Here is a 25,447-nt window from a genome sequence, read left to right as displayed (position 1 = left end):
ACCTACCGTCCTCAACCGTATAGGCAGTCGCGGAGCTGCATCAGCCCGCGCTGCGTTTCTGCTTTTGGAGCGACCAGAGCCACTCTGATATATTTCTGGCCGGGGTTTTCCCCGTTCACCTCGCGCGCGAGATAGGCGCCCGGCAGCACGCGAATGCCGGTCTCTGTCCAAAGCTTGAGCGCCGCTGCCTCCCCGTCTTCGACGGGAAGCCAGAGGAAGAAGCCGCCCTGCGGCAGCTGGAAGCCATCGACGCCGTCGAAGATCTGTCCCGCGATCTCGTATTTCTCGGCGTAGAGGCGACGATTTTCCGTGACATGAGCCTCATCCGCCCAAGCGCGCTCGGCCACGCGCTGCAGCGGCTGCGGCAGCGGCGCACCGGCATAGGCGCGCAGGCGACGGATATGTTTGATGCTTTGCGGCCCGGCGGCGAGGAAGCCCGAGCGCAGACCCGGCAGGTTCGACCGCTTCGAGAGCGAGTGGAAGATCACTACGCGCTCGGGGTCGATGCCCTCCTCGGCGGCTACCTGTGCCGCACCGGGCGGCGGGGCCTCGCGCCAGATCTCGGAATAGCACTCGTCGGCGAAAACGATGAAATCGTGCTTCTCGGCCAGATGCAGCAGATCGGCCAGATAATCGCGGCTCGCGACCGCGCCCTGCGGATTCGAGGGCGAGCACAGATAGGCCACGGTGATGCGGTCCAGCACCTCGGGCGCAAGTGCCGAATAATTAGGCAAAAACCCCGTATCAGCGCCCGCGGGCACGAAAACCGGCTCCGCGCCGACCGCCGCAGCTGCGACCGCATAGACCTGATAGAACGGGTTCGGGATCGCGATCACGGGCGTTTTGCCGCGCTTTTGTTCGGGCGAAAGCGCCATCGCGGCGTTGTAGAGACCCTCGCGGGTGCCGTTGAGCGCCATGATCCGCTCGGGTCCGATCTCGACCGAATAGCGCCGCTTCAGCCAGTCCGAGATCGCATCCAGCAATTCGGGAGTGCCGTCATTGGCGGGATATTTCCCAAATTCTCCAAGGCTTTGCGCGATCACATCGCCGACGAACTCGGGCATCGGATGGCGCGGCTCACCGATGGACATCGCCAAGACGTCGCCGCCCGGTTCATGCGAATCGAGCAGCGCGCGCAAACGCGGAAATGCGTATTCGGGCAGGTTCGAAAACCGCTCGGGAAAGTCCATCTGTGCCTCATCGAATGGGGTCTATGTCGCCCCTTATTGCCGACGAGGTTACAAAAGCTCCGCCGTTTCGTCCAGAAAAAGACAAGCTCCAGAGCGGGTTGACCACAAGAAATGTGGTTTTCACGTCAGCGCCGACTCAGCGGCCATGCCCAAACGCAGCAGTCGATCCTCCGTCATCGGCGGCGCCATCAGCGAAATCCCGCAGCTTGGGATGCCCGTCGGAAGGTTCAGCGCGCACAGCCCCAGCACGTTCCCGATCCGGGTATTGCGCAGGGCGAGCACGTTCTCTTCGTGGAAATAGGCCTTGTCGCTAATAAGGCGGCGAACATCGGGCGGCAGGATCGGCGAAGTCGGTATCAGCACGGCGTCATATTGCGCGGTCGCCTCCAGATAGGCCGCGCGGTAGCCCGCCAGATCGTGCCAGCCTTTCGCGTAATCCGAGGCCAGCGCGTCGCGCCCGCTGCGGAACCGTTCGAGGATCGCCGCGAACATCTTCTCGGGCGCGGCTTCGATCTCGTGCTTCCATTCGCCATAGGCTTCGGGGGCGAAGAGAACACCGGAAAGGTCCATCGCCGGACGCACCATCGGCAGCCCCCGCCGCTCGATCACCGCGCCCGCCTTGGCGAAGGCCTCGACGGCCCGCTCGAAGCCCTGCACCGGCTTTTCGCGGGTGCCCTCAAAGGGCAGCCCTTCCAGCACCAGCAGCCGTTTGCCCTTGAGGCTCGCGTCACGCAGATCGGGCGCGCTGCGCCGTTCGAGCAGCGCAAAGACATGAGCGGCATCCTCGACATTGCGCGTGATCGGCCCGACCGTGTCGAAGGTCCGGCACAGCGGCACGACACCTTTCGTCGTGATCCGCCCATGCGTCGTCTTCAGCCCCACGAGATCGTTCCACGCCGCCGGAATACGCACCGAGCCGCCCGTGTCCGAGCCGACCGCCGCCGCCGCCAAGCCGCATGCCACCGACAGCGCCGCGCCCGAGGACGAACCGCCCGGCGCGAGTTCGGGATCATGAATATTCGGCGGCGTCGCGGTCATCGGGTTCACGCCAAGCCCCGAGAAGGCCAGTTCGGTCATATGCGTCTTGCCCAGACAGACCGAACCGCCCAGCGTGGCTTCGATCAGCACATCGGCGTCGCGCTCGGGCACACGCCCGGCCAACAGTCGCGAGCCCGCCTCGGTCGCGACCCCGGCGGTGTCGTAGAGATCCTTCCAAGACAGCGCGACCCCGTCGAGCATCCCGCGCCTGCGCCCTTGCTTGGCACGCTGATGCGCAGCCATTGCCTCGTCCCGGGCCCGCTGCGGCGTGAGACGCGCATAGATGTCCTCTGAGGCTTCAGCCGCCTCCAGATAGGCCTCGGTCTGCTCCACCGGATCGAGCTGACCGGCGGCAATTGCCCGCCCTTGTTCCGCAGCCCCTGCCAACCGCCATTCCATGCCCGCCTCCTTCGTTCTTTCCGCCACGCTAGCGACAGTCCCGCGCATGGACAATCCCGCTTCCAGCGCCATAGTAGGCGCCATGAAACACGATTCAGACGTCATCATCGCGGGCGGCGGGCTCAACGGCCCCGCCTTGGCGCTTGCACTGGCCTCCGCCGGCCTTTCCGTGACCCTTGTCGACGCCGCCCCGGCACGCCAGCGCGCGACCGACACGTTCGACGGCCGCGCCTATGCGCTGGCGATCGCGTCGCAGAAATTGCTGCGCGCGATTGGCGTCTGGGACGGGCTGGCCGATCAAGCGCAGCCGATGATGGAAGTGAAAGCCGCCGACGGTCACGCGGGCGAAGGGGCGGCCCCGTTCTTCCTGCATTTCGACGCGCGCGAGCTGGATCAGGCGCCGGTCGGCTACATGCTGGAGGACCGCTACCTCTATCGCGCTTTCCTCGATGCGATGGAGGCGAGCGACAAGATCACGCTGCTGCACGAGACGCAGGTGACAGGGCAGCAGGTCGTGCCGGGCGGCGTAGAAGTGAGCCTGTCCACCGGCAAGACCCTGACCGCGAAGCTGCTGATCGGGGCCGATGGTCGCCGCTCAGGCGTGGCCGAACGCGCCGGGATCACCCGCGAGGGTTGGGGCTACGGCCAGACCGCGCTGGTGGCCGCGGTCGAGCACGAGAAGCCCCATAACGGCATCGCGCAGCAGTTCTTCATGCCGACCGGGCCGCTCGCCATCCTGCCGCTGAAGGGCAACCGGTCGTCGATCGTCTGGAGCGAGACCGAGGAAAACGCGAAGACGATCTCGGCGCTGAATGACGAGGATTTCCTCGCCGTACTGTGCCCGCGCTTCGGGGATTTCCTCGGCGAGATCAAACTAGCCGGGCCGCGGTTTTCCTACCCGCTGAACCTGACGCTTGCGAAAGCCTATGTCGCGCCGCGCGTGGCGCTGGTGGGCGATGCGGCGCATGGCGTGCATCCGATCGCCGGGCAAGGTCTGAACCTCGGGCTGCGCGATGTGGCGGCGCTGGCGGAGATCGTCGTGGAAGCGATGCGCCGCGGCGAGGATATCGGCGCCGAGGACGTGCTGGAGCGCTATCAGGGCTGGCGGCGCTTCGACTCGACGTCGCTCGCGCTCGGCATGGATACCGTGAACAAGCTCTTCTCGAACGACAATCCGCTGCTGAAAGCGGGGCGCGATCTGGGGATGGGTCTGGTGCAGGCGATCCCGGGGCTGCGCCGCGGATTCATGCAGCAAGCGGCGGGCCTGTCGGGCCCCCTGCCCCGCCTGTTGCAGGGCCGCGCGCTGTAAGCGACGCGCCTTACTCGTCGATCCGGCGGGCCTCGTCTGCCAGCAGGATCGGAATGCCGCCCCGGATCGGGAAGGCCAGTTTCGCGGGCTGCGAAACCAGTTCCTGCTTCTCGGCATCGTATTTCAGCACCGCATGGGTCAGAGGGCACACGAGCGCCTCCAGCATGTGCCGGTCGAACAGCGGCTTCTCGCGAGCCGCCTCGGGGGTCGATGCGCTCTCAGTCTCGTCGCTCATTGCAACCGCTCCTCTCCGCCGCCATGCAGCGCATATTCGATCAGGGTCACCAAGGTCTCGCGCCGGGTGGCCAGACAGGGCGCCTCCAGCAACGCCTGCTTGTCCTCCGGCTCCAGCGGCAGCAGCATCCCGAGCGAGTTGATCAGCAACTCGTCATCGGCATCTTTCAGGGTTTCCCAATCGGTATCCAGCCCCTGCGCATGGAAAAACTTCGCCAGCAGGTCGAGAAATTCGTCGCGGTCGAAGCCGGTGTCATGCTCGGCCGCGCCCAGATCGCGCTCGAACCCGGCCCAGCTGACCTCGGCGCGGATATAGGGGGTGAAGCCCTCGATCTGTTTCACGATGCGATAGCGCGAGATCCCCGACAGGGTGATCATGTAGCGCCCGTCCTCGGTCTCGGAAAACCCGGTCAGACGGCCCGCGCAGCCGATCGCGTTGAGGTGGTTTTGCCCCTCCGGCCCCTTGATCGGCTGGATCATTCCGATCAGCCGAGACTTGGTCTTCATGCAATCTTCGATCATCTGCAGATAGCGCGGCTCGAAGATGTGCAGCGGAAGCCGCGCCCGGGGCAGCAGCAGCGCTCCGGGCAGCGGAAAAAGCGGAAGGATTTCGGGCAAGTCGCCTTTCTTCATCATGCGGATGAAACTAGCGCGACCATGCCCTCAGGCAAATATCATCGACGACAGACGACGGCGGCCTTTCGCCACGACCGGATCGTTCGGCTTGAGCGCGTCGAAAATGGTGAAAAGCTGCGTCTTCGCGGCCTCGTTGTCCCATTCGCGATCCCGGCGGAACAGCTCGAGAAGCTGGTCCACGGCTTCCTCGGCATTGCCGGCCGCATATAGCGCCTGCGCATAGTCGAAGCGCGCCTGATGATCGTCGGGATTGGCCTCGACCTTGGATTTGAGATCGTCGAGCGGTCCGGCCGATTGCGCCTGCTTCGCCAGATCGAGCTGCGCGCGCGCAGCCTCGACCGGGGCGCTGTCGGACAGTTTCGGGGGCACGGCGGCCAAAGCCGCGCCTGCCGCGTCCAGTTGATCCAGCGCGATGCGCGCGCGGATCAGGCCGCCATGGGCCTCCGCCAGCTCGCCATCTTCTTCGAGGATCGCCGCGAAGGTCTCTGCCGCATCTTCCGCCGCGCCCTCGGCCAGCATCGCTTCCGCCGCCTCGACCGCATCGCCCAGACCGTTGCCGGCCTCACCGCCGGACGCTTCGATCAGCTTGGCCACGAAGCTCTTGATCTCGGAGGGCGGCAGCGCGCCCTGGAAACCGTCGATCGGCTGGCCCTGCCAGAAGGCGTAGACGGTCGGGATCGACTGCACGCGCATCTGGCCTGCGATCATCTGGTTTTCGTCGACATTGACCTTGGCCATCACGACCGCGCCTTTCGCGGCTTCGACCTCGGCTTCCAGCGCCGGGCCGAGCTGCTTGCACGGGCCGCACCACGGCGCCCAGAAATCGACGATGACCGGCACGGTCTGCGATTTCTCGATCACCTCGGCCATGAAGTTGGCTTCGGTCACGTCCTTGACGTATTCGCTCTTGCCTGCGGCCTTGGCGCCGCCACCCAGTTCCAGCATGTCCGTCTCCCGAAATTGCGGAGGATTTGCTTTCCTATATGGCCTCGGATGGGCCGAACGCAAACCCGTTTGACCGCGGCGCGCTGCCGCAAGCGATTACAGATCGAAGGTCGCAAAAACCGGCGCGTGATCGGAGGGCTTCTCCCAACCGCGCGCCGCCCGCAGCACGCGGCTGCCATGGGCCGCGTTCGAGATATCCGGCGTCGCCCAGATATGATCGAGCCTGCGCCCCTTGTCGGCGGCATCCCAGTCGCGCGCCCGATAGGACCACCACGAGTACAAAAGCCCCTCGGGAATGTCCTGCCGGGTGATGTCCACCCATTTGCCCGCCTCCATCGTGTCGTGCAGATGTTCGACCTCGATCGGCGTGTGGCTGACGATCTTCAGAAGCTGCTTGTGGCTCCAGACGTCATCCTCGCGCGGAGCAATATTCAGATCGCCCACGAGGATCGATTTCTGCGGCGTTTCCGCTTTGAAGTAATCGCGCATCTGAGTGAGGTAATCGAGCTTCTGCCCGAACTTCTCGTTCACCTCGCGATCCGGCACATCGCCGCCCGCGGGGACATAGAAGTTGTGGATCGTCACGCCATTCTCGAGCGTGCCCGCGACGTGACGCGCATGGCCGAGATCGGCGAAATCATGGGCGCTGTTCTCTTCCATCGGGATTCTCGAGAAGATCGCGACGCCGTTGTAGCCCTTCTGGCCGCGCGCAACCATGTGGGTGTAGCCGAGCTCTTTGAATCCCTCGAGCGGGATCTTCTCGACGGGGCTCTTGCACTCCTGCAGGCAGAGCACGTCGGGCGCCTCTTCCTCCATCAGCTTGCGCACCAGCCCCTCGCGCAGCCGCACCGAGTTTATGTTCCAGGTCGCCAGCGTGAAGCTCATCTCATTCTCCCGTTCCAAAAGCCGCGCGATCATGTCGAAGGGCGGCCGCTTGCGCAACCGCCCCTCTTCGCTCTTTCAAAATATCCCGGGGTGAATTGGCCGATAGGCCAAGAGGGGCAGCGCCCCCTTTTACTCCGCCCAGCCCGAGATCGACTTCACGTCGCAGAATTCCTCGATGCCCCAGCGGCCACCCTCGCGCGCCCGGCCAGAGGAACCCACGCCGCCGAACGGCGCGCCTGCGCCTCGGTCCTGGCCGTTCATCTCGACCATCCCCGAGCGCAGCTGCCGCGCCAGACGGTTGCGCCGCGCGCCATCGCCCGATTGCAGGTAATTGGTCAGACCATAAGGCGTAGCATTGGCCACTTCGATTGCCTGCTCTTCGCTGTCAAACGGCATGATCGACAGGACGGGGCCGAAGATTTCCTCGTTCATGATCGTCATCGAGGGATCGCAATCGGCAAAGACCGTCGGACGGACATAGAAGCCGCGATTGAGATGCTCGGGTCGCCCGGGACCACCCGCGACGAGCTTCGCGCCCTCCGCGATGCCGGTCTCGATCAGGCCCTGAATCTTGTCGAACTGCGCTTTGTTCACGACCGGGCCGATATGCTTCCCTTCTTCGCGGGGGCTGGCCACCTGCGTGGCCTCGGCGGTCTGGCGCGCGATTTCCACGGCCTTGTCATAGGCCGACCGCTCCACCAGCATCCGCGTCGGCGCGTTGCAGCTTTGGCCCGAGTTCTGGAAGCAGTGCTTCACGCCGCGCGCCACCGCATCTTCATCCGCATCGGCGAAGATCAGGTTGGCACCCTTGCCGCCCAGTTCCAGCGTCACGCGCTTGAGCGTATCGGCCGCCGCCTTCGAGATGGCCTTGCCAGCCCGGGTCGAGCCGGTGAAGGAAATCATCTCGACATCGGGATGGGTCGAAAGCTGCGTGCCGACGCCAACGCCGTCACCGTTCACGAGGTTGAACACGCCCTTGGGCAGACCCGCCGCGTCGAGGATTTCCGCAAACAGCAGCGAGGACAGCGGCGCTTCCTCGGACGGTTTCAGCACCATCGTGCAGCCTGCGAGGATCGCCGGGATCACCTTAAGCGTCACCTGGTTCATCGGCCAGTTCCACGGCGTGATCAGACCCACGACGCCCACGGGTTCATAGGCGATCATCGCGCCCGGCGTGCCGTCGCCCAGCGGATGCACCCAGTCGAAAGCCTTCGCCGCGTCGATGAAATTCTTGATGTGATAGGCGCCCGCGCCCCACTGGTTCTTGCGCGCCAGATCGATCGGCGCGCCCATCTCGAGGCTCATCGCCTGCGCCATGTCCTCGGCGCGCTCGGCATAGACCTTCGCGATCCGCTCGACCGCCGCGATCCGCTCTGCCGGGTCCGTGGCCTTCCAGCCGGGCAGCGCGGCCTTCGCCGCGGCGACCGCCGCATCCGTGTCGGCTTGGTCACCCAGCGAGATCACCGCGCAGGGATCCTCAGTGGACGGGTCGATCACCTCGTAGTCGCGCGCCGCCTTGGGAGCGACCCATTCCCCGTCGATGTAGAAATTCCGCTTCTCGATCATATCAGCCTCCGGCACACAGATGTTGCGCGCGAGCGTTTCACCACTCCCCGTCCTGCGCAAGGCCTGACGAAAGGTCGCAGGCTCCGAGTTTAAAAAGGTTCTAAACTGGCTGGAACGGACCCCGGCGAGGGCTTATATCCCGGAAAGACGTGATTTTACGCAAACACAGGAGGTTTTTCATGGGCCTGCGTATCAATGACACCGCTCCCGATTTCACCGCCGACTCGACCGCTGGCGAGATCAAGTTCCACGACTGGATCGGCGACAGCTACGCCATCCTGTTCTCGCACCCGAAAGACTTCACCCCGGTTTGCACCACCGAATTCGGCGCAGTTGCTCAACTCGCCCCCGAGTTCGAGAAGCGCAACACCAAGGTCATGGGCGTCTCGGTCGACAGCGTCGAAGAGCACGTGAAGTGGAAATCGGATATCGAGCAGGTCGCCGGCGCGCCCGCGAACTTCCCGATCATCGACGACACCTCGCTGAACGTCTCGAAGCTCTATGACATGCTGCCCGCGGATGCCTACATGCCCGACGGTCGCACCGCCGCGGATTCGGCCTCCGTGCGCACCGTCTTCATCATCGGCCCGGACAAGAAAGTCCGCCTGACCATGTCCTACCCGATGTCGGTCGGCCGCAACTTCGCCGAGATCATCCGCGCGCTCGACGCCGTTCAGGCGACCGACGGTAAGCCCTTCGCGACCCCCGCGAACTGGGTGCCGGGTCAGGACGTGATCGTCGCGCTGTCGGTCTCGACCGACGAAGCGAAAGAGAAGTTCGGCGAAGTCGACGTCAAACTGCCCTACCTGCGCACCGTCAAGTCGCAGGGCTGAGCCCAGCTTACCCGCTTACGAGAGAGCCCCGGCAGCGTCCGGGGCTTTTTCATATCCGCGCGCCCCACCCGAAGCGCAAAAAGCAAAAGGCCCCGGATCGCTCCGGAGCCTTTCTCAATCTTCCAGCGGATCAAACCGATCAGTCGGCTTTCTCTTCACGCTTTTCCGGCGCGATTTCTTCGCCGGTTTCCTGATCGACCATCTTCATGCCAAGGCGCACCTTGCCGCGATCGTCGAAGCCCAGAAGTTTGACCTTCACTTCCTGACCTTCCTTGAGCAGATCGCTCGGGTGGTTCAGGCGCTTGTTGGCGATCTGGGAGACGTGGACGAGACCGTCACGCTTGCCGAAGAAGTTCACGAAGGCGCCGAAATCGACGAGCTTCACGACCTTGCCGGTGTAGATCTGGCCTTCTTCGGGCTCAGCCACGATGGCGTGGATCATGTCATGCGCTTTCTTGATGGCCTCGGCATTGGCCGAAGCGATCTTGATCACGCCGTCGTCGTTGATGTCGACCTTGGCACCCGAGACTTCCACGATCTCGCGGATGACCTTGCCGCCCGAACCGATCACTTCACGGATCTTGTCGGTGGGAACGGTCATCGTCTCGATGCGCGGAGCGTGGGCGGAGAATTCCGTGCGGCCCGCGGAGAGCGCCTTGTTCATCTCGCCGAGGATGTGCATGCGGCCAGCGCGTGCCTGCTCCAGAGCTTTCTCCATGATCTCGGCGGTGATGCCGGCGACCTTGATGTCCATCTGCAGCGAGGTGATGCCCTCTTCGGTGCCTGCGACCTTAAAGTCCATGTCGCCGAGGTGATCCTCGTCGCCAAGGATGTCGGTCAGAACGGCCCAGGAGCCATCCTCTTCGAGCACCAGACCCATCGCGACACCCGCGACGGCCGATTTCAGCGGAACGCCCGCATCCATCATTGCCAGCGAGCCACCGCAAACCGACGCCATCGAGGACGAGCCGTTGGATTCGGTGATCTCGGAGACGAGGCGGATCGTGTAGGGGAAGTCGGTCGCAGCCGGGAGAACCGCCTGCAGCGCGCGCCATGCGAGCTTGCCGTGGCCGATCTCACGACGACCGGGCGAACCGACGCGGCCAACTTCGCCGACCGAGTAGGGCGGGAAGTTGTAGTGCAGCAGGAAGTTCGAGCGCGAGTTACCGTGCAGCGCGTCGATGATCTGCTCATCGTCGCCGGTGCCCAGCGTGGTCACGACCAGCGCCTGCGTCTCGCCGCGGGTGAACAGCGACGAACCATGGGTGCGCGGCAGCAGACCGGTTTCCGCCACGATCGGGCGAACCTCGTCCAGCGCACGACCGTCGATGCGGCGACCGTTCTTCACGACGTCACCACGCAGAACAGCCGATTCCAGCTTCTTCATCGCGGTGCCGAGGGTCGGATCTTCAAGCTGCTCTTCGGTGAGCTGCGACTTGATCTCTTCCTTGGCGGCGTTGACCGCGGCGACGCGCTCTTGCTTGTCCGAGATCGCGTAAGCGGCACGCATCTTCTCTTCGCCCAGACCTTTGACGGTCTCGAGCATCGCCGAGTAGTCCGGCGCTTTGAAGTCGAAGGGCTCTTTCGCGGCGGCTTCGGCGAGATCGATGATCATGTCGATCACCGGCTGCATCGCGTCATGGCCGAACTTGACCGCGCCCAGCATCTCGGCTTCGGACAGCTCGTAAGCTTCCGATTCCACCATCATCACGGCGTCCTTGGTGCCCGCGACGACAAGGTCCAGACGCTGCTCGGGGTTCTCCCGCAGCTTCTGCATGTCGTCGACTTCGGGGTTCAGAACGTATTCGCCATCCGAGAAACCGACGCGCGCAGCGGCGATCGGGCCCATGAACGGCACGCCCGAGATCGTCAGCGCGGCCGAAGCGGCGATCATCGCGACGATGTCGGGCTCGTTGACGAGGTCATGCGACAGCACGGTGCACATCACGAGCACTTCATGCTTGAAGCCTTCCACGAAGAGCGGACGGCACGGGCGGTCGATCAGGCGCGAGGTGAGCGTCTCTTTTTCGGACGGACGAGCCTCGCGCTTGAAGAAGCCGCCCGGCACTTTACCGGCGGCATAGTATTTCTCTTGGTAATGAACCGTGAGCGGGAAGAAGTCCTGGCCCGGCTTCGGTTCCTTGGCGAAGGTCACGTTGGCCATGACGGAGGTTTCGCCCAGAGTGGCGATGACCGAACCGTCAGCCTGACGGGCAACCTTGCCGGTTTCCAGAGTGAGCTCTTCTTCGCCCCACTGGATGGATTTTTTCACAACATTGAACATTCAGCGTATCCTGTCTGGGAGCTCTCACGGGCGTATCCCGTGTCTCCCGATTTGAATGGCGGCCCCATTGCCGCCGCCCCCTTATCCTGTTGCACGCGCCCGGGGGCTCGAGGCGTCACGTCTCAGATGGGCCTGCCAATACAGGAAATGAAGGGGTTTGGGAAGCGAAGAGTCCTTAGGGAAAGAAACGGCCAACGCCCAATTCTGGCCAGATTGGCGCGCCATCCTCAGCCGGTAGTTATTAACATTGATTATTGTGACCCCATGAACAAACCCACCGCCCTTTTCATCGACGGCGAGAATATCTCCGCCACTTTTGCTTCCCAGATCCTCAAGTTCGCGCCAGGCGCTTTCATCCGGCGTGCCTACGGTGATGTCGCGCAGATTAGATCGTGGGGCGACAGCCCTTCGATCCGGCTGGTGCATTCCGGAAGCGGCAAGAACGCAGGAGACGTGTTGCTCGCCCTCGACGCACTCGAGCTCGCTTTGGAACGACGCGCCGAACGGTTCGTCATCGCAAGCTCCGATGGTGACTTCACCCACCTCGCGACCAGGCTCCGCGAAAAAGGGATGGAAGTGCTCGGCGTCGGACAGGAGAAAGCGCCGAAGGCATTTCGTGAAAGCTGTTCAGTGTTTCATCTGCTGAAGTCAAAAACGACCGCAGCTCCGGCACGACCGCCAGCAGTCAAGAAATCTGCCAGTCTCGATGAAAAAATTCGCGCAGCGATCGAGGCACACAGCAAGGACGGCGCTGGAGTGCCCCTCGCGGAACTGGCGACGATCATGAAGAAAGACCACGGGGTCTTGATCGGGAACTTGCCAGATAAAAAGTGGCGCCCCTATTTTTCGAACCGTCCGAACCTCTTCGCGCTTGATCCAAAGGGGCCCAAGGCACGCGTGCGATGCCGTCCTAATGGATTTTCTCGTCTTTCCGCCGCAGCGAAATAGCCAGAACGCAAAGCGCCCGCCCCTTTCGGGACGGGCGCAATGATACTCGTAAGCTCTTCGATCACTCGATCGGACGGAACTCGCCTCTGTCTTCGGACGCGAGGCTCACCACCACGATGGCGATGAAGGCCGCGATGAAGCCCGGGATGATCTCGTAGAGGAACGAGCCCCAACCCAGCGAAATCCAGACGATCACGGTCAGCGCACCGACGACGAGGCCAGCCACGCCGCCCAGACCCGTCATCCGCTTCCAGGTCAGCGACAGGATGATCAGCGGACCGAAAGCGGCACCGAAACCGGCCCATGCGTTCGACACGAGGCCGAGCACTTTGCTGTCGGGGTTCGACGCGATGATGATCGCCGCGATCCCCACTGCCAGCACGGCAAGACGGCCGACATTCACCAACGTGCGGTCCGAGGCGTCCTTGTTGAAGACGATCTTGTAGAAGTCTTCGGTCAGCGACGAGGACGACACCAGAAGCTGGCTCGACACGGTCGACATGATCGCCGCCAGAAGCGCGGCATAGAGGAAGCCGGTCACCAGCGGATGGAACAGCAGGTTCGAGAGGATGATGAAGATCGTCTCCGGATCCTGCACGTCGAGACCGTTGCGCTGTGCGTAGGCGCGGCCGAAGATACCGACCGAAATCGCGCCGATCAGCGAGATCGCCATCCAGCCCATGCCGATATTCCGTGCTTTCGGCACATCGGCGACCGAACGCACGGCCATGAAGCGCACGATGATATGCGGCTGGCCGAAATAGCCCAGACCCCAGGCGACCGCCGAGAGCCAGCCCGCGAAGGTCAGCCCGTTCGTCATCGACAGGAAATTCGGGTCGATATTGCTCAGCCGGCTCGCAGCCGCGTCCACCCCGTCGCCCTGACCGGTCGTGAGGATCACGATAGGCATGATGACGAGCGCGAGCATCATGATGCAGCCCTGCACGAAATCGGTGAGCGACACGGCGAGGAAGCCGCCGATCACGGTGTAGACCAGCACGACACCCAGCGTCAGGATGACCCCGGTCATGTAGCTGCCGCCGAAGGCGCTGGCGAAAAGCTTGCCGCCGCCGACGAGACCCGACGCGGTATAGACCGCGAAGAACACCACGATGATCACCGCCGAAACCATCCGCAGCAAGGTCGCGTGGCTCGGGAAGCGATTGGCGAGGAAGCCGGGGATGGTCAGCGCGTTGTCATAGCGCTCGGTCTGCTCGCGCAGGCGCGGCGCCACGATGACCCAGTTCACGAAAGCGCCGACGAAAAGGCCGATCCCGATCCAGCTTTGCGTCAGACCCGACACGAAGAGCGCGCCCGGCAGGCCCAGAAGCAGCCAGCCCGACATGTCCGATGCGCCTGCCGACAGGGCGGCAACCGCAGGCGGCAGGTTACGCCCGCCCAGCATATATTCCTCAGAGCTCGACGTGGACTTGCGCCACGCATAGACCCCAATGGCCAGCATCAGCACGAAATACAGTGCCAAGCTGATCCAGACTCCGATCTGCATATCTCAATCCTCCCTGTTAACGCACCTGCAAGGTAGGGCAGATGCTTGCGTTTTCCCGTTTGGAGCGGACGATACAGGAGGACAAGAAGTCGAACCGACCAAAGTTTTTTGGTGGGAAGGCTATTCACCCAAAAGTTTTGAAGCTTGCAGGCAGAAGGGCTGTTATTGCCAATTTGCGCAATTCAGTCGGAATAGTGCAAATGAAAACGCCCGCGCCTAAGGCACGGGCGTTTCGAATTCCAATCCGAGGCGGATTAGCGGCGCAGGCCGAGACGCTCGATCAGCGACTGGTAACGTGCGACGTCTTTCGCCTTCAGGTAGTCGAGCAGCTTGCGGCGCTGCGCGACGAGCATCAGAAGACCACGACGCGAGTGGTTGTCTTTCTTGTGCTCTTTGAAGTGCTCGGTCAGGTTCGCGATGCGCTTGGTCAGAACTGCGACCTGAACTTCCGGGGAACCGGTGTCACCTTCTTTGGTGCCGTATTCCTTGATAAGCGCGTTCTTGTCTTCGACAGTGATCGACATCGGGATCTCCTTAAATTGAGGGTTCGGGCGCAAGCCGGGATGTCGTCCAGCAAGGTCCATAGACTGCCCCTTTCGGAACAGATGCGCGCGTATAGACGCGAATCGTCGTGTTGAAAAGCCTTATTTCAAAGCGCTATGGCCTGCTGCGCTGCGAATTGCGCGGGCGTGAGCAGCGCCACGTCCTGCGCGTTCAGCCCCGCCGCGTCCAGCACCTCGGCCAGCCGGATGCCGTCGAGCAGGATCCACGCCGCACCGGGATGCGCCTCGGAAGGCTCGATACTGATCTGCGGCGTGGCGGTGCCCTGCGGATCGTAGATGACCGCCAGCCGGTCCTGCCCGGCCGTGTAATCTGCGATTGTCGCAGGGGCGTTCGGATCGATCCAATCGCCCAGCGCGAAGCTATCGCCCCCTTCGCCGCCATGCAGCCAATCGCCCGAGCCGCCTAGCAGCACGTCCTCCCCTGCCCCGCCATTGAGCGTATCGGCATCGGCCGCCCCCGCATCGCGCGTCTCCGGCGTGACGCCGAACAGCACATCGTTCCCGGCATCGCCGTTCAGCTCGTCGCGCCCGGCATCCCCGCTCAGCACATCCGCGCCTTCGGCCCCGATTAGCGTGTCGTCGTCGGCGCCGCCCGCGAGCATATCGTCGCCCGCGCCCCCGATCAGCGTGTCCTCCCCGGCCTCGCCAAAGAGCCGATCCGATCCGAACTCGCCGGATAGGAGATCCGCCTCCATGCCGCCGACGAGTTCATCCTCGCCGTCGCCGCCGATCAGCGTGTCGGTCCCCGCATCGCCCCAGAGCGTATCGTTGCCGGACGCACCGAGGATCTGGTCGTCGCCGTCCCCGCCCCAAAGGCTGTCATCGCCATCATAGCCGTTGATCTGATCGTCACCCGCCTCCCCGGCGATCGCATCGTCGGACGCATCGCCCCAAGTGATGTCATCGCCCGGCCCCGGCTCGGACGCTGCGAGCGGCTCGGGTGCGATTTCTCCAGCACTGACCTCGGCCAGCAGAGAGACCTCCCCAGCCTCGGCATCAGCGGTCTCGAGATCGTCCGGCGTCTCCTCCTCGGGTTCGGAGGAAGCCACCATGAGACCCGCCGTGGCGCCCGCCATCAGCAGGCCCAGAACACCCGACAGAAACAACATCTCTCTCACCCCCGTGAAGATGCGAGAAATCTACCGCTGCCGGCGCGGATACCCTAGGAAACAAGCGTTAAATGCTTAACGGTTCGCTCAGCCTTCGCGGGTGAACCACAGCTCGGGCTGATGCTCATAGGCGATATAGAGCGGATGCTTCGGCGCGCCCGCCTTGGTCAGCCCGAGGTGATGCAGCGCCCGACCGCTTTCGCGCAGCAGGTCTTCCACCGCAGCGCCCCGCGCGAGATGCGCGCCATGCGCGCCCCAGGCGCAGATGATCCGGTCCTCGGGACCGCCCGCCCAGTCGACGCTCTCGCGGATCGCCGCATCGTTCTCGGGCCCGACCGGGTCCGGCTGCGCCCGCATCACCTTCGGATCGGTCGCACGATAGGCGAAGATATTGGTCACCCGGAACGCCCCGAAGCCCAGCGCCCGCGCGCGGCGCTCGCAGCGCTCCACGGTCGGGTCGTTCTGCACCTCGGTCGCGGTCGAGGGGTTGAGCATGATGAACAGCGCCCGCGGTTTGCTGTCATCCCAAACCCTCGTGAGCAGATAGCGGTAATTCTCGCAATCCGAATAGACCGCGATGGAGGGGGCGTCGCCTTTGATATGCTCGCGGGTGATCATCTCTCGTCCTGACCGTTATGTGCGTGACAGAGGGCGGATGCCTCCGGCGGGGATATTTGGACCAAGGGGAAGGGGCGCGTCAAAGGTTGAAGACGCGGCTCGGATGGACCTCGCCGGATTTATAGATACCGACGGCAAGCGGCTTGCCCTCATGGCTGACCCAGACTTCTTCGCCCCATTCGACCTCGCCCGGCAGCACCATCCCCGGATTGCCGTTCTTCAGCCGCACCGCGCCTTCAGGCGTCGCTTTCAGCTGCGGCAAATCATCAAGGCCCAGTTCCACGGGCAGCAGTTTCTCATCGAGCTCGGGCGTCTTGGCGAGCTCGTCGATCTCCGCAAGCGTGATCCCGTCGCTCGCCTCGAAGGGCCCCGACCATTCGCGGCGCAGCCAGAGCACGTGGCCGAGGCAGCCCAGCTTCTGCCCCAGATCGCGCGCGATGGAGCGCACATAGCCGCCCTTGCCGCAGACCAGCTCCAGCTCGACCGTGTCGGCATCGGGACGGCCCAGCATCACGAGGCTTTCGACATAAAGAGGCCGCGCGGCCAGCTCCATCTCCTCGCCCGCACGGGCCAGCGCATAGGCGCGTTCACCATCGACCTTCACGGCGGAAAACTGCGGCGGCACCTGTTCGATATCGCCTTCGAAGGCGGTCAGCGCAGTGGCGATCTCTTCATCCGTGGGGCGTAGATCGGATGTCTCGATCACCTCGCCCTCGGCATCGTCGGTCTTCGTCGCAGCGCCCAGCCGCACCTGAAACCGGTAGCATTTCAGCGCATCGGTGATGAACGGCACCGTCTTTGTGGCCTCGCCCAGCGCGACCGCCAGAACCCCGGTCGCCGCCGGGTCGAGCGTGCCCGCATGGCCCGCCTTCTTGGCGCCCAGCGCCCAGCGCACCTTGTTCACCACCGAGGTGGAGGTGATGTCTGCGGGCTTGTCCACGATCAGCCAGCCGGAAATGTCGCGACCCTTCTTGCGTGCCATGAGGCCTCCATATTCGACAGGGTGCGCCTGCTAGCCCAAGCGGCGCGAGCCGTCAATCTCCAGCAGCGGGGGCGGCAGGCGCGATCAGCGCGACGATCGGTCCCATCGGCAGGCCCATATCCTCGCGCCCCTGACCGGGCACGGTTAGCCGCGAGATCTTGCCGTCGAGATAAAGCGCGTTCGGCACCTGCATCTCGTCGCGGAAGAAACGGCCGAATTCGTGAAAGCTCACCGGCGCATCGGAGATCGCGAAATAGGCGGTCTTGCCATCGGCCGAGACCCCCACCCCGTTACGGATATTCTTCGACGTGCCATCGGCAAGGAATTTCGGATGCAGCGCGCCGTCGATCACCAGCATCGGCCCCGATTGCGTCGCATAGGTGCAATCCTTCGGATCGGCGGCGAAGGCGCGCGATTCCGTCACCGAGAACCTCTCTCCGATGCAGAAGACCCCGTTTGGCAGCAAACCGAAATTGCCCGGCCCCTCGGAGGTGACGATCGAATGCAGCTCCTTGCCGTTCTCGATGAACAGACCCACCGGCTTGCGATCGGGATGATACATCCCCGCATTCATCGCGAAGACGACGCGATCACCTTTGGGCACGACTTCCGAGAGCCGCTCGGGCGTGCCGATCAGATTGCCGTCGGGATCGTCGAGGAACAGCTTCAGGTCCTGCCCGAGCTTGGCTTCGCAGACCGTGTAGGTCGTTCCGTCGAAGCTGCGATCCGCACAGGGTGCGTCGGCCAGCGCAGGCGTGGCCAGCAGCATCAGCGCCGCAGCATTAGTCGCGATCGTCTTCATCGTCTTCGTCATCGTCGCGCGCAGCGATATCGCGCTGCACCGTCTCGTCCGAGAAGATCCGACGCGTCTCATCGAGACGATCATAGGTCTCGTCCAGCCGGAAGCGCAGATCGGGGCTGTACTTCGCGGTCATTTCCTTGCCGAGCAAGCGGCGCAGTTCGCCCTTGTTGCGCGCAAGCGCCGCGATCAGCTCTTTCCCGCCTTCGCCGCCCAAGGGCGTGACATAGGCGGTCGCGACCTTCAGGTCGGGAGAGCAGCGCACCTCGCCCACCGTCACCGAGACGCGGTTGAGGTCGGGATCATGCACATCGCCCCGCATCAGGAGGTCCGACAGCGTGCGTCGGATCAACTCGCCCATGCGAAGCTGACGTTGCGAAGGGCCATCGCCCGAGGAGAAACGGTTCTTTGCCATGGCGCTCACATAGGGCGTCTGCGGGTTTTGCGCAACGGGGGCTTTGCCAAGCCCGCCTGTGCAAGCTAGATAGCGCGAAACCGTGAAGGAGAAAGACATGAGCGACCTGCCGGGCATCGTGATTACCGGAGCGTCGGGCCGGATGGGCCAGATGCTGATCCGCACCGTGAGCGAGAGCGACAAGGCGCGCCTTGTCGGCGCCGTCGAACGCACGGGCCACGAATGGGTCGGCAAAGATCTGGGCGAGGCGATGGGCGGCGCGCCGAACGGGGTGATCGTGACCGACGATCCGCTCGAGGCGTTTTCCGGCGCGCAGGCGGTGATCGACTTCACCGCGCCTGCCGCCACCCGCGAATTCGCCAAGATCGCGGCGCAGGCACGCCTGACCCATGTGATCGGCACGACCGGCATGGACGAGGACGATATCGCGGCGCTCGCACCTTGCGCGCGGCACGCCGTGATCGTGCGGGCGGGCAACATGAGCCTCGGGGTGAACCTTCTCACGCAGCTGACGAAGAAAGTCGCAGCCGCGCTCGATGCCGATTGGGATATCGAGGTCATCGAGGCGCATCACAACAAGAAGGTCGATGCGCCCTCGGGCACCGCGCTGATGTTGGGCGAGGCGGCGGCGGAAGGCCGTGGCATCTCGCTCGAAGACAATCGCGAGTCGGGCCGCGACGGCATCACCGGCGCGCGCAAACACGGTGCGATCGGTTTCTCGGCCATTCGCGGCGGCGATATCGTGGGCGAGCATGACGTGCTGTTCGCCGGCATGGGCGAGCGGATCATCCTGCGCCATGTAGCTACCGATCGCGCCATCTTCGCGCGCGGCGCGCTCAAGGCCGCGCTCTGGGGTCAGGACAAGCGGCCGGGCGAGTACGACATGCTCGACGTGCTGGGGCTCTGAAAGGCGCCCTCTTCCTCTTGATTCAAATATCCCGGGGGTCCGGGGGCAGCGCCCCCGGCCTCTGAGACCGCGCCGCGATCAGAAGTCGATCGCGATGCCCTTCTTCTCCCAATCGCCGTAGCGCACGGGCTCGGGTCCGTCGCGACCGCCAAGCTCGGTCGGCAGTTCTGCCGCCTGCGCGTTCTTGCGGCGCTCCTCGGCTTCGGCGAGCGCGCGGATCGCGGCGGGCGGCAGGTCGCGGGTCTCTTCGGGCTGATCGGACATGGCGCGTCCTTTCTTGTCTGTGGATCGGGGCATGATATAGGCCCGTGCTTAAGCCGCAACAAGCCAGGAAGCCGCAGCCCATGTCCAGACCCGACCCCGCGCGCCGCGCAGCCCTTGGCCTGATCGTGGGCGTTCTCGAGGATCGCGAAAGCCTCGCCGAGCAGATCGGTGCGGAGGCGCTCGACGGGCTGGAGCCTGCACAGCGTGCCCGCGCCCAGCGCCTTGCGACGACGACGCTGCGCCACCTGGGACGCGCCGACCGGATCATCAAACCGCATCTGCGCCGTCGCACGCCAACGGATGTGATGGCGATCCTGCGGCTGGCCACGGTCGAGCTGCTGGAGGAAAAGCAAGCCCCACATGGCGTGGTCGATGCTGCCGTGACGCTGGTGAAATCGGCCGGGCCGAAGCTGCAAAGCTTCTCGGGGCTGGTGAATGCCGTGCTGCGCAAGGTCTCCGAGGAAGGCGAGAAATGGGCCGCGACGCCCGCGCCGGAAATGCCGGGCTGGCTGCGCGGGCGCGTCATGTCGTCCTTTGGCAAGAAGGCCGCGCAGGCGATGGAGGTTGCGCATCTGGCGGGCGCGCCGCTCGATCTGAGCGTGAAAGACGATGCCGCAGGTTGGGCCGAGACGCTGGGGGCGACGCTTCTGCCGACGGGCTCGCTGCGGCTGACCGATCCGGGCAAAGTGTCCGAACTGGCCGGTTTCGAAGACGGCGCTTGGTGGGTGCAGGATGCTGCCGCCGCGCTGCCCGCGAAGCTGCTGGCCCCGGCATCTGGCGCACGCGTGCTCGACCTGTGTGCAGCCCCCGGCGGCAAGACGCTGCAACTCGCCGCGATGGGCGCCGATGTGACCGCCCTCGATATCTCCGAGGCGCGGCTGGAGCGGCTGGCGGAAAACCTCGACCGGACGCAGATAGAGGCCGAGATCGTCGCGGCCGACGCGCTCGAATGGGAGCCTGAGGCCCCCTTCGATGCGATCCTGCTCGATGCGCCCTGCTCGGCCACCGGCACGATCCGCCGACATCCCGACCTGCCCTTCATCAAGGACGGCGCGTCGATCAAGCCGCTTTTCACGCTGCAGGAACAGCTTCTGGACCGCGCGCTGCAATGGCTCAAACCCGGCGGCACGCTGGTTTATGCGACCTGCTCGCTTCTGCCCGAAGAAGGCGAGGCGCAGATCAAGGCGGCGCTTGCCCGGCATCCGGACCTTACCGTGATCCGTCCCGACCTGCCCGGCATCGCGCCGGACTGGATCACCGAGGAGGGCGGGCTGCGGCTGCGGCCCGATTTCTGGCCTGATCTCGGGGGGATGGACGGGTTCTACATGGCGCGACTGCAACGCTCTGCGTGAACCGACCGCCGAGGCGGTGACAGCGCGCCTGCCTCCCAGTAACGTGACCGCATTCCCCGACAGAAGGGCATGCAAGCGGCAACGGAATGGGTAAGGACAGAACCCGATCATCGGCAAAACTCGGCACGGCGCTGAACCGCCTTGCTGCTGCGCGCGCAGGCCGTGCGCAGACGGCGACCGGATTCGTCAGCCAGCCCGAGCCGCGCACGATCGGCTCTTACGCCAAGGGACGGCAACTCGTTCAGGGCAACTTCCTGTTTGCGGGCTCTTTGATCGAAGGTTCGGGAGTCAATATCTGGGACCTGCCGATACCCGGCCCGGCTTTCGAGGATGCGCTGCAGGGCTGCGGCTGGCTCGACGATCTCGCGGCGCTGGGCACCCGCGAGGCGCGCCTGCGCGCACAGGATTGGGTCTTCGGCTGGATCGACCGCTTCGGCGACGGCAGCGGTCCGGGCTGGACGCCCGATCTGACGGGGCGCCGCCTGATCCGCTGGATCAACCATGCGATCCTGCTGCTGAACGGACGCGAACGCGAGGATGCCGACCGTTTCTTCCGCGCGCTGGGGCAACAAACGATCTTCCTGTCGAAACGCTGGGCGGGTGCGGCCTGCGGGCTGCCCCGTTTCGAAGCGCTAACCGGGCTCGTCTATGCGGGGCTCGCGCTGACCGGGATGGAGCGCCATGCCGACCCCGCGCTGGAGGCCCTGTCGCGCGATTGCGCGGCGGAGATCGACGCCGAGGGCGGGATCGCGACCCGAAACCCCGAGGAACTGCTGGAAATTCTGACGCTGCTGAACTGGGCGGCGGAGGCTTTGCAGACGGCGGGGCGCACGCCGCCCGGTCCGATCCTCGATGCGATCGCGCGGATCGCCCCCACCCTGCGCGCGCTGCGCCACTCCGATGGGGCACTGGCGCGGTTTCACGGTGGCGGGCGCGGACCCGAAGGGCGGCTCGACACGGCGCTTTCGGCGACCGGTATCCGCAGCGTCCGGCGCGAGCCGATCGCGATGGGTTTCGTGCGGATGCAGGGCGGGCGCGGCTCGCTGATCATCGACGCGGCGCGACCGCCGCAGGGCGAGGCCTCGGCCAATGCCCATGCTTCGACGCTGGCCTTCGAACTGACCTCGGGCCGCCGCCCGCTGATCGTCAATTGCGGCTCGGGTGCGCAGTTCGGCTCGGACTGGCACCGCGCAGGCCGCGCCACTGCCAGCCATTCGACCCTCTCGATCTACGGCTATTCCTCGTCCCGCCTCGGCCCCGAGCGTCTGTTCGGGCGGGCCCCGCGCGCCTATCTCGACAAAACGCCGAAAACCGTCTGGTTCAAGCCCGACGACCTGTCGGAGACCGGGATGATCTTCGGCCATGACGGCTATGCCGAGACCCACGGCATGTCGCATATCCGCGAGCTGGACCTGTCCGTCGACGGGCGCGAATTGCGCGGGCGCGACACGCTCGGCGCGATGACCCCTGACGACATCGACCGGTTCGACCAGATTTTCGAGCGCGAGGGGCTGCGCGGCATTCCCTTCGACATCCGCTTCCACCTGCATCCCGATTGCGACGCGGCGCTCGATCTGGGCGGTACCGCCGTTTCGGTCGCGCTGCGCACCGGGGAAATCTGGATTTTCCGGCATGACGGGGTCGCCGATCTGGCGCTGGAACCCTCCGTTTACCTCGAAAAAGGGCGCATTCGCCCGCGTCCTGCACAACAGATCGTGCTTTCGAGCAAGGTTCTGGACCGGGCTTGCCAGATTGGCTGGACCTTTTCGCAAGCACGCGATAACTCCACGGCCATCGACGCGCCCTGACCTTGGGGCAGATCCCGAGGATGGCCCTGGGCGCCCCTGACCTGAGCCTTGCGAGGAGCTGCCCGTGACCCGCCCGATCCCCCTGACCCGTGCGCTGATTTCCGTTTCCGACAAGACCGGACTGGTCGACTTCGCCCAAGCGCTCGCTGCGCGCGGCGTCGAACTTCTCTCGACCGGCGGCACCGCCAAGACCCTGCGCGAAGCCGGTCTCAGCGTGCGCGACGTCGCCGATCTGACGGGTTTCCCGGAGATGATGGACGGCCGCGTCAAGACGCTGCATCCGAAAGTGCATGGCGGCCTGCTGGCGCTGCGCGACAACGAAGAACACCTCGCCGCGATGGAAGCGCATCAGATCGAGGCGATCGACCTGCTGGTGGTGAACCTCTACCCGTTCGAGGAAACGGTCGCGAAGGGCGCCGATTACGACACCTGCATCGAGAATATCGATATTGGTGGCCCGGCGATGATCCGGGCTGCGGCGAAGAACCACGCCTTCGTCTCGACCGTCGTGGATGTCGAAGATTACGCCGCCGTTCTGGAAGAGCTCGACGCGAATGACGGCGCGACCTCCTACCCGTTCCGCCAGCGCCTCGCCCAGATCGCCTATGCCCGCACTGCGGCCTATGACGCCGCCGTCTCGACCTGGATGGCAGGCGCCATCGGCGAAGAGACCCCGCGCCGCCGTGCCTTCGCAGGCACGCTCGCGCAGACCCTGCGCTACGGCGAGAACCCGCATCAGCAGGCGGCCTTCTACCTCGACGGCACGAACCGTCCGGGCGTCGCGACCGCCAAGCAGCTTCAGGGCAAGGAACTGAGCTACAATAACATCAACGACACCGATGCCGCCTATGAGCTGGTCTCGGAATTCGGCACCGAGAAACCCGCCGTCGCGATCATCAAGCACGCCAACCCCTGCGGCGTTGCGACCGGCGAGACCGTGATCGAGGCCTATAAGCGCGCCTTCGACTGCGACCGCACCTCGGCCTTCGGCGGCATCATCGCGCTCAACCAGACGCTGGATGCGGCGACCGCCGAAGAGATCACCAAGATCTTCTCTGAAGTCATCATCGCGCCCTCGGTCGACGAGGCCGCGAAAGAGGTCATCGCGAAGAAGAAGAACGTGCGCCTGCTGGAAACCGGCGGCCTGCCCGACATCACCGCACCGATCACGACCTATCGTCAGGTCGCGGGCGGCTTCCTCGTGCAGGACAAGGACAATGGCGTGATCACGCTGGACGACCTGAAAGTCGTGACCGAGCGCCAGCCCTCCGAGCAGGAACTCAAAGACCTGCTGTTTGCGTGGAAAGTCGCGAAACACGTCAAGTCGAACGCGATCATCTACGTCAAGGACGGCGCGACCGTCGGCGTGGGCGCGGGCCAGATGAGCCGTGTCGACTCGACCCGGATCGCGGCGCGCAAGGCCGAAGACATGATGGAAGCCGCCGGCCTGACCGAGACGCCCACCAAGGGATCGGTCGTGGCGTCCGACGCCTTCTTCCCCTTCGCAGACGGTCTGATCACCGCGGCTGAGGCCGGCGCCACCGCGATCATCCAGCCCGGCGGCTCGATGCGCGATCAGGAAGTGATCAACGCGGCGAACGAGCGCGGGCTCGCGATGGTCTTCACCGGAATGCGCCATTTCCGCCACTGATCTGCCGGTATCTTTGCGTAGCCCGGTAGATACCGGGCTGCGCCTTCTGGCATGAAGACGTGACGAGAAACAAACGAGGGCCAGATGCGGCTAGCAGCGAAAGTGACAGCGGGCGTCCTGCTCCTCGACCAGGTGTCGAAATATATCGTCGTGCAGGGGATGCATCTCGATCAGCGCGGCGCGATCGACGTGGTGCCGCCCTATCTCAACTTTCGCATGGCATGGAATCGCGGCGTGAATTTCGGCCTGTTCTCCGGCGAAACCGACTGGATGCGCTGGGTACTGATTATCGTAGCGCTGGTGATTTCGCTCTGGGTCTGGGTCTGGATCGCGCGTGAGCCGCATTCGACGCGGGTGAATATCTCGGCAGGGCTGCTGGTCGGCGGTGCGCTTGGCAACGTGGTCGACAGGCTCGTCTATGGCGCGGTGGCGGACTTTCTGAACATGTCGCTACCGGGTTGGCAGAACCCCTATTCTTTCAACGTCGCCGATGTGGCGATTTTCCTCGGCGCGGTCGGTCTGGTGCTGTTCACCGGCAAGGACCATCGCGCCAACGACGGCTAGCCTGTTTTTCGCAGGTGACGACGCTCCAATGTTGCGTTAAGACGGGGGCGGAACTGGCAAGGGAGTGGTTCATGCAGGCGAAGATCGGCACGCTCGGACTCGCGTTTACAGCGGTACTGACGCTGGCTGCCTGCGGCAATTCCCGCGATCCCAGCCTGATGAATCTGCGGTCTTCGCACCAGGGCCCGGACGAATTCGGCGTGATTCCGACGAAACCGTTGGAGATGCCGGAGAACCTCGATGCGCTGCCGCCGCCCACGCCGGGTGGCAAGAACATCACCGATCCTACGCCCGAAGCCGATGCCGTTGCAGCCCTTGGTGGCAACCCGCGCCGCCTCGACGAGACAGGGCAGGTCCCGACCTCGGATCGCGCGCTGGTCTCCGCCGCGTCGCGCTACGGCAGCCAGTCGGGCATCCGCCAGACCCTCGCCGCCGAGGATTATCAATGGCGCAAGGATCACGACGGCCGCCTGCTGGAGCGTCTGTTCCAGGTCTCGGTCTATTACAAAGCCTACAAGCCGATGGAGCTCGACCAGTCGGCAGAGCTCGAGCGCTGGCGTCGTCTCGGCGTCGTCACGCCCGGCGCACCGCCCTCGGGCGAAGCGCAGCGCGCGGTCAAGTAATCCGAAAAATCATCACGA

25 protein-coding genes are annotated in these 25,447 nt (G+C 64.6%); 9 read left to right on the top strand and 16 right to left on the bottom strand.

The window, feature by feature from the left end; translation table 11 throughout:
• Positions 1–11: 11 nt before the first annotated feature.
• Positions 12–1,190 carry an aminotransferase class I/II-fold pyridoxal phosphate-dependent enzyme gene (locus tag ACZ7GB_RS15920; RefSeq protein ID WP_472159472.1) on the bottom strand — a complete coding sequence of 393 codons (1,179 nt, stop codon included), beginning with the start codon at positions 1,188–1,190 and terminating at the stop codon, positions 12–14.
• 120 nt (positions 1,191–1,310) lie between these two features.
• The gene (locus tag ACZ7GB_RS15915; RefSeq protein WP_472159471.1) at positions 1,311–2,627 is read right to left on the bottom strand and encodes an amidase; all 1,317 of its coding nucleotides are present in this window, start codon (positions 2,625–2,627) and stop codon (positions 1,311–1,313) included.
• A gap of 46 nt (positions 2,628–2,673) precedes the next feature.
• Between ACZ7GB_RS15915 and ACZ7GB_RS15910 the strand changes: the two genes are divergently transcribed.
• Positions 2,674–3,936: an FAD-dependent monooxygenase gene (locus ACZ7GB_RS15910; RefSeq protein ID WP_472159470.1), complete on the top strand. Its 1,263-nt coding sequence runs from the start codon at positions 2,674–2,676 to the stop codon at positions 3,934–3,936.
• Between the two features lie 10 nt (positions 3,937–3,946).
• Here ACZ7GB_RS15910 and ACZ7GB_RS15905 read toward each other — a convergent pair whose 3' ends face one another.
• The 5 genes from ACZ7GB_RS15905 to ACZ7GB_RS15885 form a co-directional block, all read right to left on the bottom strand.
• Positions 3,947–4,171 (bottom strand): Trm112 family protein, encoded by a 225-nt coding sequence (locus tag ACZ7GB_RS15905; RefSeq protein WP_472159468.1) that lies wholly within the window; start codon positions 4,169–4,171, stop codon positions 3,947–3,949.
• Positions 4,168–4,806 (bottom strand): LON peptidase substrate-binding domain-containing protein, encoded by a 639-nt coding sequence (locus tag ACZ7GB_RS15900; protein ID WP_098412180.1) that lies wholly within the window; start codon positions 4,804–4,806, stop codon positions 4,168–4,170. The genes ACZ7GB_RS15905 and ACZ7GB_RS15900 overlap by 4 nt, the downstream gene beginning before the upstream one ends.
• Positions 4,807–4,833: 27 nt before the next feature.
• The gene (locus ACZ7GB_RS15895; protein WP_347430760.1) at positions 4,834–5,751 is read right to left on the bottom strand and encodes a co-chaperone YbbN; all 918 of its coding nucleotides are present in this window, start codon (positions 5,749–5,751) and stop codon (positions 4,834–4,836) included.
• Positions 5,752–5,847: 96 nt separating this feature from the next.
• Entirely contained in the window at positions 5,848–6,636 is a 789-nt protein-coding gene (locus ACZ7GB_RS15890; RefSeq protein ID WP_472159467.1) for an exodeoxyribonuclease III, read from the bottom strand.
• Positions 6,637–6,765: 129 nt separating this feature from the next.
• On the bottom strand, positions 6,766–8,202 hold the full coding sequence (locus ACZ7GB_RS15885; RefSeq protein WP_472159466.1) for an aldehyde dehydrogenase family protein: 1,437 nt from the start codon (positions 8,200–8,202) through the stop codon (positions 6,766–6,768).
• Positions 8,203–8,381: 179 nt separating this feature from the next.
• Here ACZ7GB_RS15885 and ACZ7GB_RS15880 point away from each other — a divergent pair, with 179 nt between their 5' ends.
• Positions 8,382–9,035 carry a peroxiredoxin gene (locus ACZ7GB_RS15880; RefSeq protein ID WP_078521505.1) on the top strand — a complete coding sequence of 218 codons (654 nt, stop codon included), beginning with the start codon at positions 8,382–8,384 and terminating at the stop codon, positions 9,033–9,035.
• A 139-nt stretch (positions 9,036–9,174) separates the two neighbouring features.
• Here ACZ7GB_RS15880 and pnp read toward each other — a convergent pair whose 3' ends face one another.
• Positions 9,175–11,319, bottom strand: coding sequence for a polyribonucleotide nucleotidyltransferase (pnp, locus tag ACZ7GB_RS15875; RefSeq protein ID WP_472159464.1), 2,145 nt, complete (start codon positions 11,317–11,319; stop codon positions 9,175–9,177).
• A gap of 264 nt (positions 11,320–11,583) precedes the next feature.
• On the opposite strand from pnp, the gene ACZ7GB_RS15870 reads away from it, so the two are divergent.
• Complete coding sequence (locus ACZ7GB_RS15870; RefSeq protein WP_472159462.1) at positions 11,584–12,267, top strand: NYN domain-containing protein; 684 nt, start codon at positions 11,584–11,586, stop codon at positions 12,265–12,267.
• Positions 12,268–12,328: 61 nt separating this feature from the next.
• On the opposite strand, the gene putP is transcribed toward ACZ7GB_RS15870, so the two are convergent.
• The 7 genes from putP to rbfA form a co-directional block, all read right to left on the bottom strand.
• The gene (putP, locus tag ACZ7GB_RS15865; RefSeq protein ID WP_078542525.1) at positions 12,329–13,774 is read right to left on the bottom strand and encodes a sodium/proline symporter PutP; all 1,446 of its coding nucleotides are present in this window, start codon (positions 13,772–13,774) and stop codon (positions 12,329–12,331) included.
• 254 nt (positions 13,775–14,028) lie between these two features.
• Complete coding sequence (rpsO, locus tag ACZ7GB_RS15860) at positions 14,029–14,298, bottom strand: 30S ribosomal protein S15 (protein ID WP_075776826.1); 270 nt, start codon at positions 14,296–14,298, stop codon at positions 14,029–14,031.
• A 125-nt stretch (positions 14,299–14,423) separates the two neighbouring features.
• Positions 14,424–15,446 (bottom strand): calcium-binding protein, encoded by a 1,023-nt coding sequence (locus ACZ7GB_RS15855; RefSeq protein WP_078600902.1) that lies wholly within the window; start codon positions 15,444–15,446, stop codon positions 14,424–14,426.
• An 87-nt stretch (positions 15,447–15,533) separates the two neighbouring features.
• Positions 15,534–16,064 (bottom strand): DUF1643 domain-containing protein, encoded by a 531-nt coding sequence (locus tag ACZ7GB_RS15850; RefSeq protein WP_078549474.1) that lies wholly within the window; start codon positions 16,062–16,064, stop codon positions 15,534–15,536.
• Between the two features lie 79 nt (positions 16,065–16,143).
• Complete coding sequence (gene truB, locus ACZ7GB_RS15845) at positions 16,144–17,046, bottom strand: tRNA pseudouridine(55) synthase TruB (RefSeq protein WP_078600906.1); 903 nt, start codon at positions 17,044–17,046, stop codon at positions 16,144–16,146.
• A gap of 52 nt (positions 17,047–17,098) precedes the next feature.
• The gene (locus ACZ7GB_RS15840) at positions 17,099–17,860 is read right to left on the bottom strand and encodes a phosphodiester glycosidase family protein (RefSeq protein ID WP_472159460.1); all 762 of its coding nucleotides are present in this window, start codon (positions 17,858–17,860) and stop codon (positions 17,099–17,101) included.
• On the bottom strand, positions 17,829–18,260 hold the full coding sequence (rbfA, locus tag ACZ7GB_RS15835) for a 30S ribosome-binding factor RbfA (RefSeq protein WP_078521678.1): 432 nt from the start codon (positions 18,258–18,260) through the stop codon (positions 17,829–17,831). The genes ACZ7GB_RS15840 and rbfA overlap by 32 nt, the downstream gene beginning before the upstream one ends.
• Positions 18,261–18,357: 97 nt before the next feature.
• Between rbfA and dapB the strand changes: the two genes are divergently transcribed.
• Positions 18,358–19,167, top strand: a complete 810-nt coding sequence (gene dapB / locus ACZ7GB_RS15830) for a 4-hydroxy-tetrahydrodipicolinate reductase (RefSeq protein ID WP_472159459.1) — start codon at positions 18,358–18,360, stop codon at positions 19,165–19,167.
• Between the two features lie 78 nt (positions 19,168–19,245).
• On the opposite strand, the gene ACZ7GB_RS15825 is transcribed toward dapB, so the two are convergent.
• Positions 19,246–19,431 (bottom strand): DUF1674 domain-containing protein, encoded by a 186-nt coding sequence (locus tag ACZ7GB_RS15825; protein WP_472159457.1) that lies wholly within the window; start codon positions 19,429–19,431, stop codon positions 19,246–19,248.
• An 80-nt stretch (positions 19,432–19,511) separates the two neighbouring features.
• On the opposite strand from ACZ7GB_RS15825, the gene ACZ7GB_RS15820 reads away from it, so the two are divergent.
• The 5 genes from ACZ7GB_RS15820 to ACZ7GB_RS15800 all read left to right on the top strand — a co-directional run bounded on the left by ACZ7GB_RS15820 (position 19,512) and on the right by ACZ7GB_RS15800 (position 25,429).
• A complete protein-coding gene (locus tag ACZ7GB_RS15820; protein ID WP_472159456.1) occupies positions 19,512–20,783 on the top strand; it encodes an RsmB/NOP family class I SAM-dependent RNA methyltransferase in 1,272 nt (423 codons plus the stop codon).
• Positions 20,784–20,869: 86 nt separating this feature from the next.
• Positions 20,870–22,591, top strand: a complete 1,722-nt coding sequence (locus tag ACZ7GB_RS15815; protein ID WP_472159454.1) for a heparinase II/III family protein — start codon at positions 20,870–20,872, stop codon at positions 22,589–22,591.
• Between the two features lie 64 nt (positions 22,592–22,655).
• On the top strand, positions 22,656–24,242 hold the full coding sequence (gene purH, locus ACZ7GB_RS15810) for a bifunctional phosphoribosylaminoimidazolecarboxamide formyltransferase/IMP cyclohydrolase (protein WP_472159452.1): 1,587 nt from the start codon (positions 22,656–22,658) through the stop codon (positions 24,240–24,242).
• An 84-nt stretch (positions 24,243–24,326) separates the two neighbouring features.
• Positions 24,327–24,806 carry a signal peptidase II gene (lspA, locus tag ACZ7GB_RS15805; protein WP_472159451.1) on the top strand — a complete coding sequence of 160 codons (480 nt, stop codon included), beginning with the start codon at positions 24,327–24,329 and terminating at the stop codon, positions 24,804–24,806.
• Between the two features lie 71 nt (positions 24,807–24,877).
• Positions 24,878–25,429, top strand: coding sequence for a DUF3035 domain-containing protein (locus ACZ7GB_RS15800; RefSeq protein WP_078542514.1), 552 nt, complete (start codon positions 24,878–24,880; stop codon positions 25,427–25,429).
• The last annotated feature ends 18 nt before the right edge of the window (positions 25,430–25,447 follow it).

The sequence above is a fragment of the Thioclava sp. PTB-PU3-1 genome, assembly GCF_055666785.1.
The sequence above is the reverse complement of the archived record's forward strand: the minus strand, read 5'-3'. Positions and strand labels throughout refer to the sequence as shown.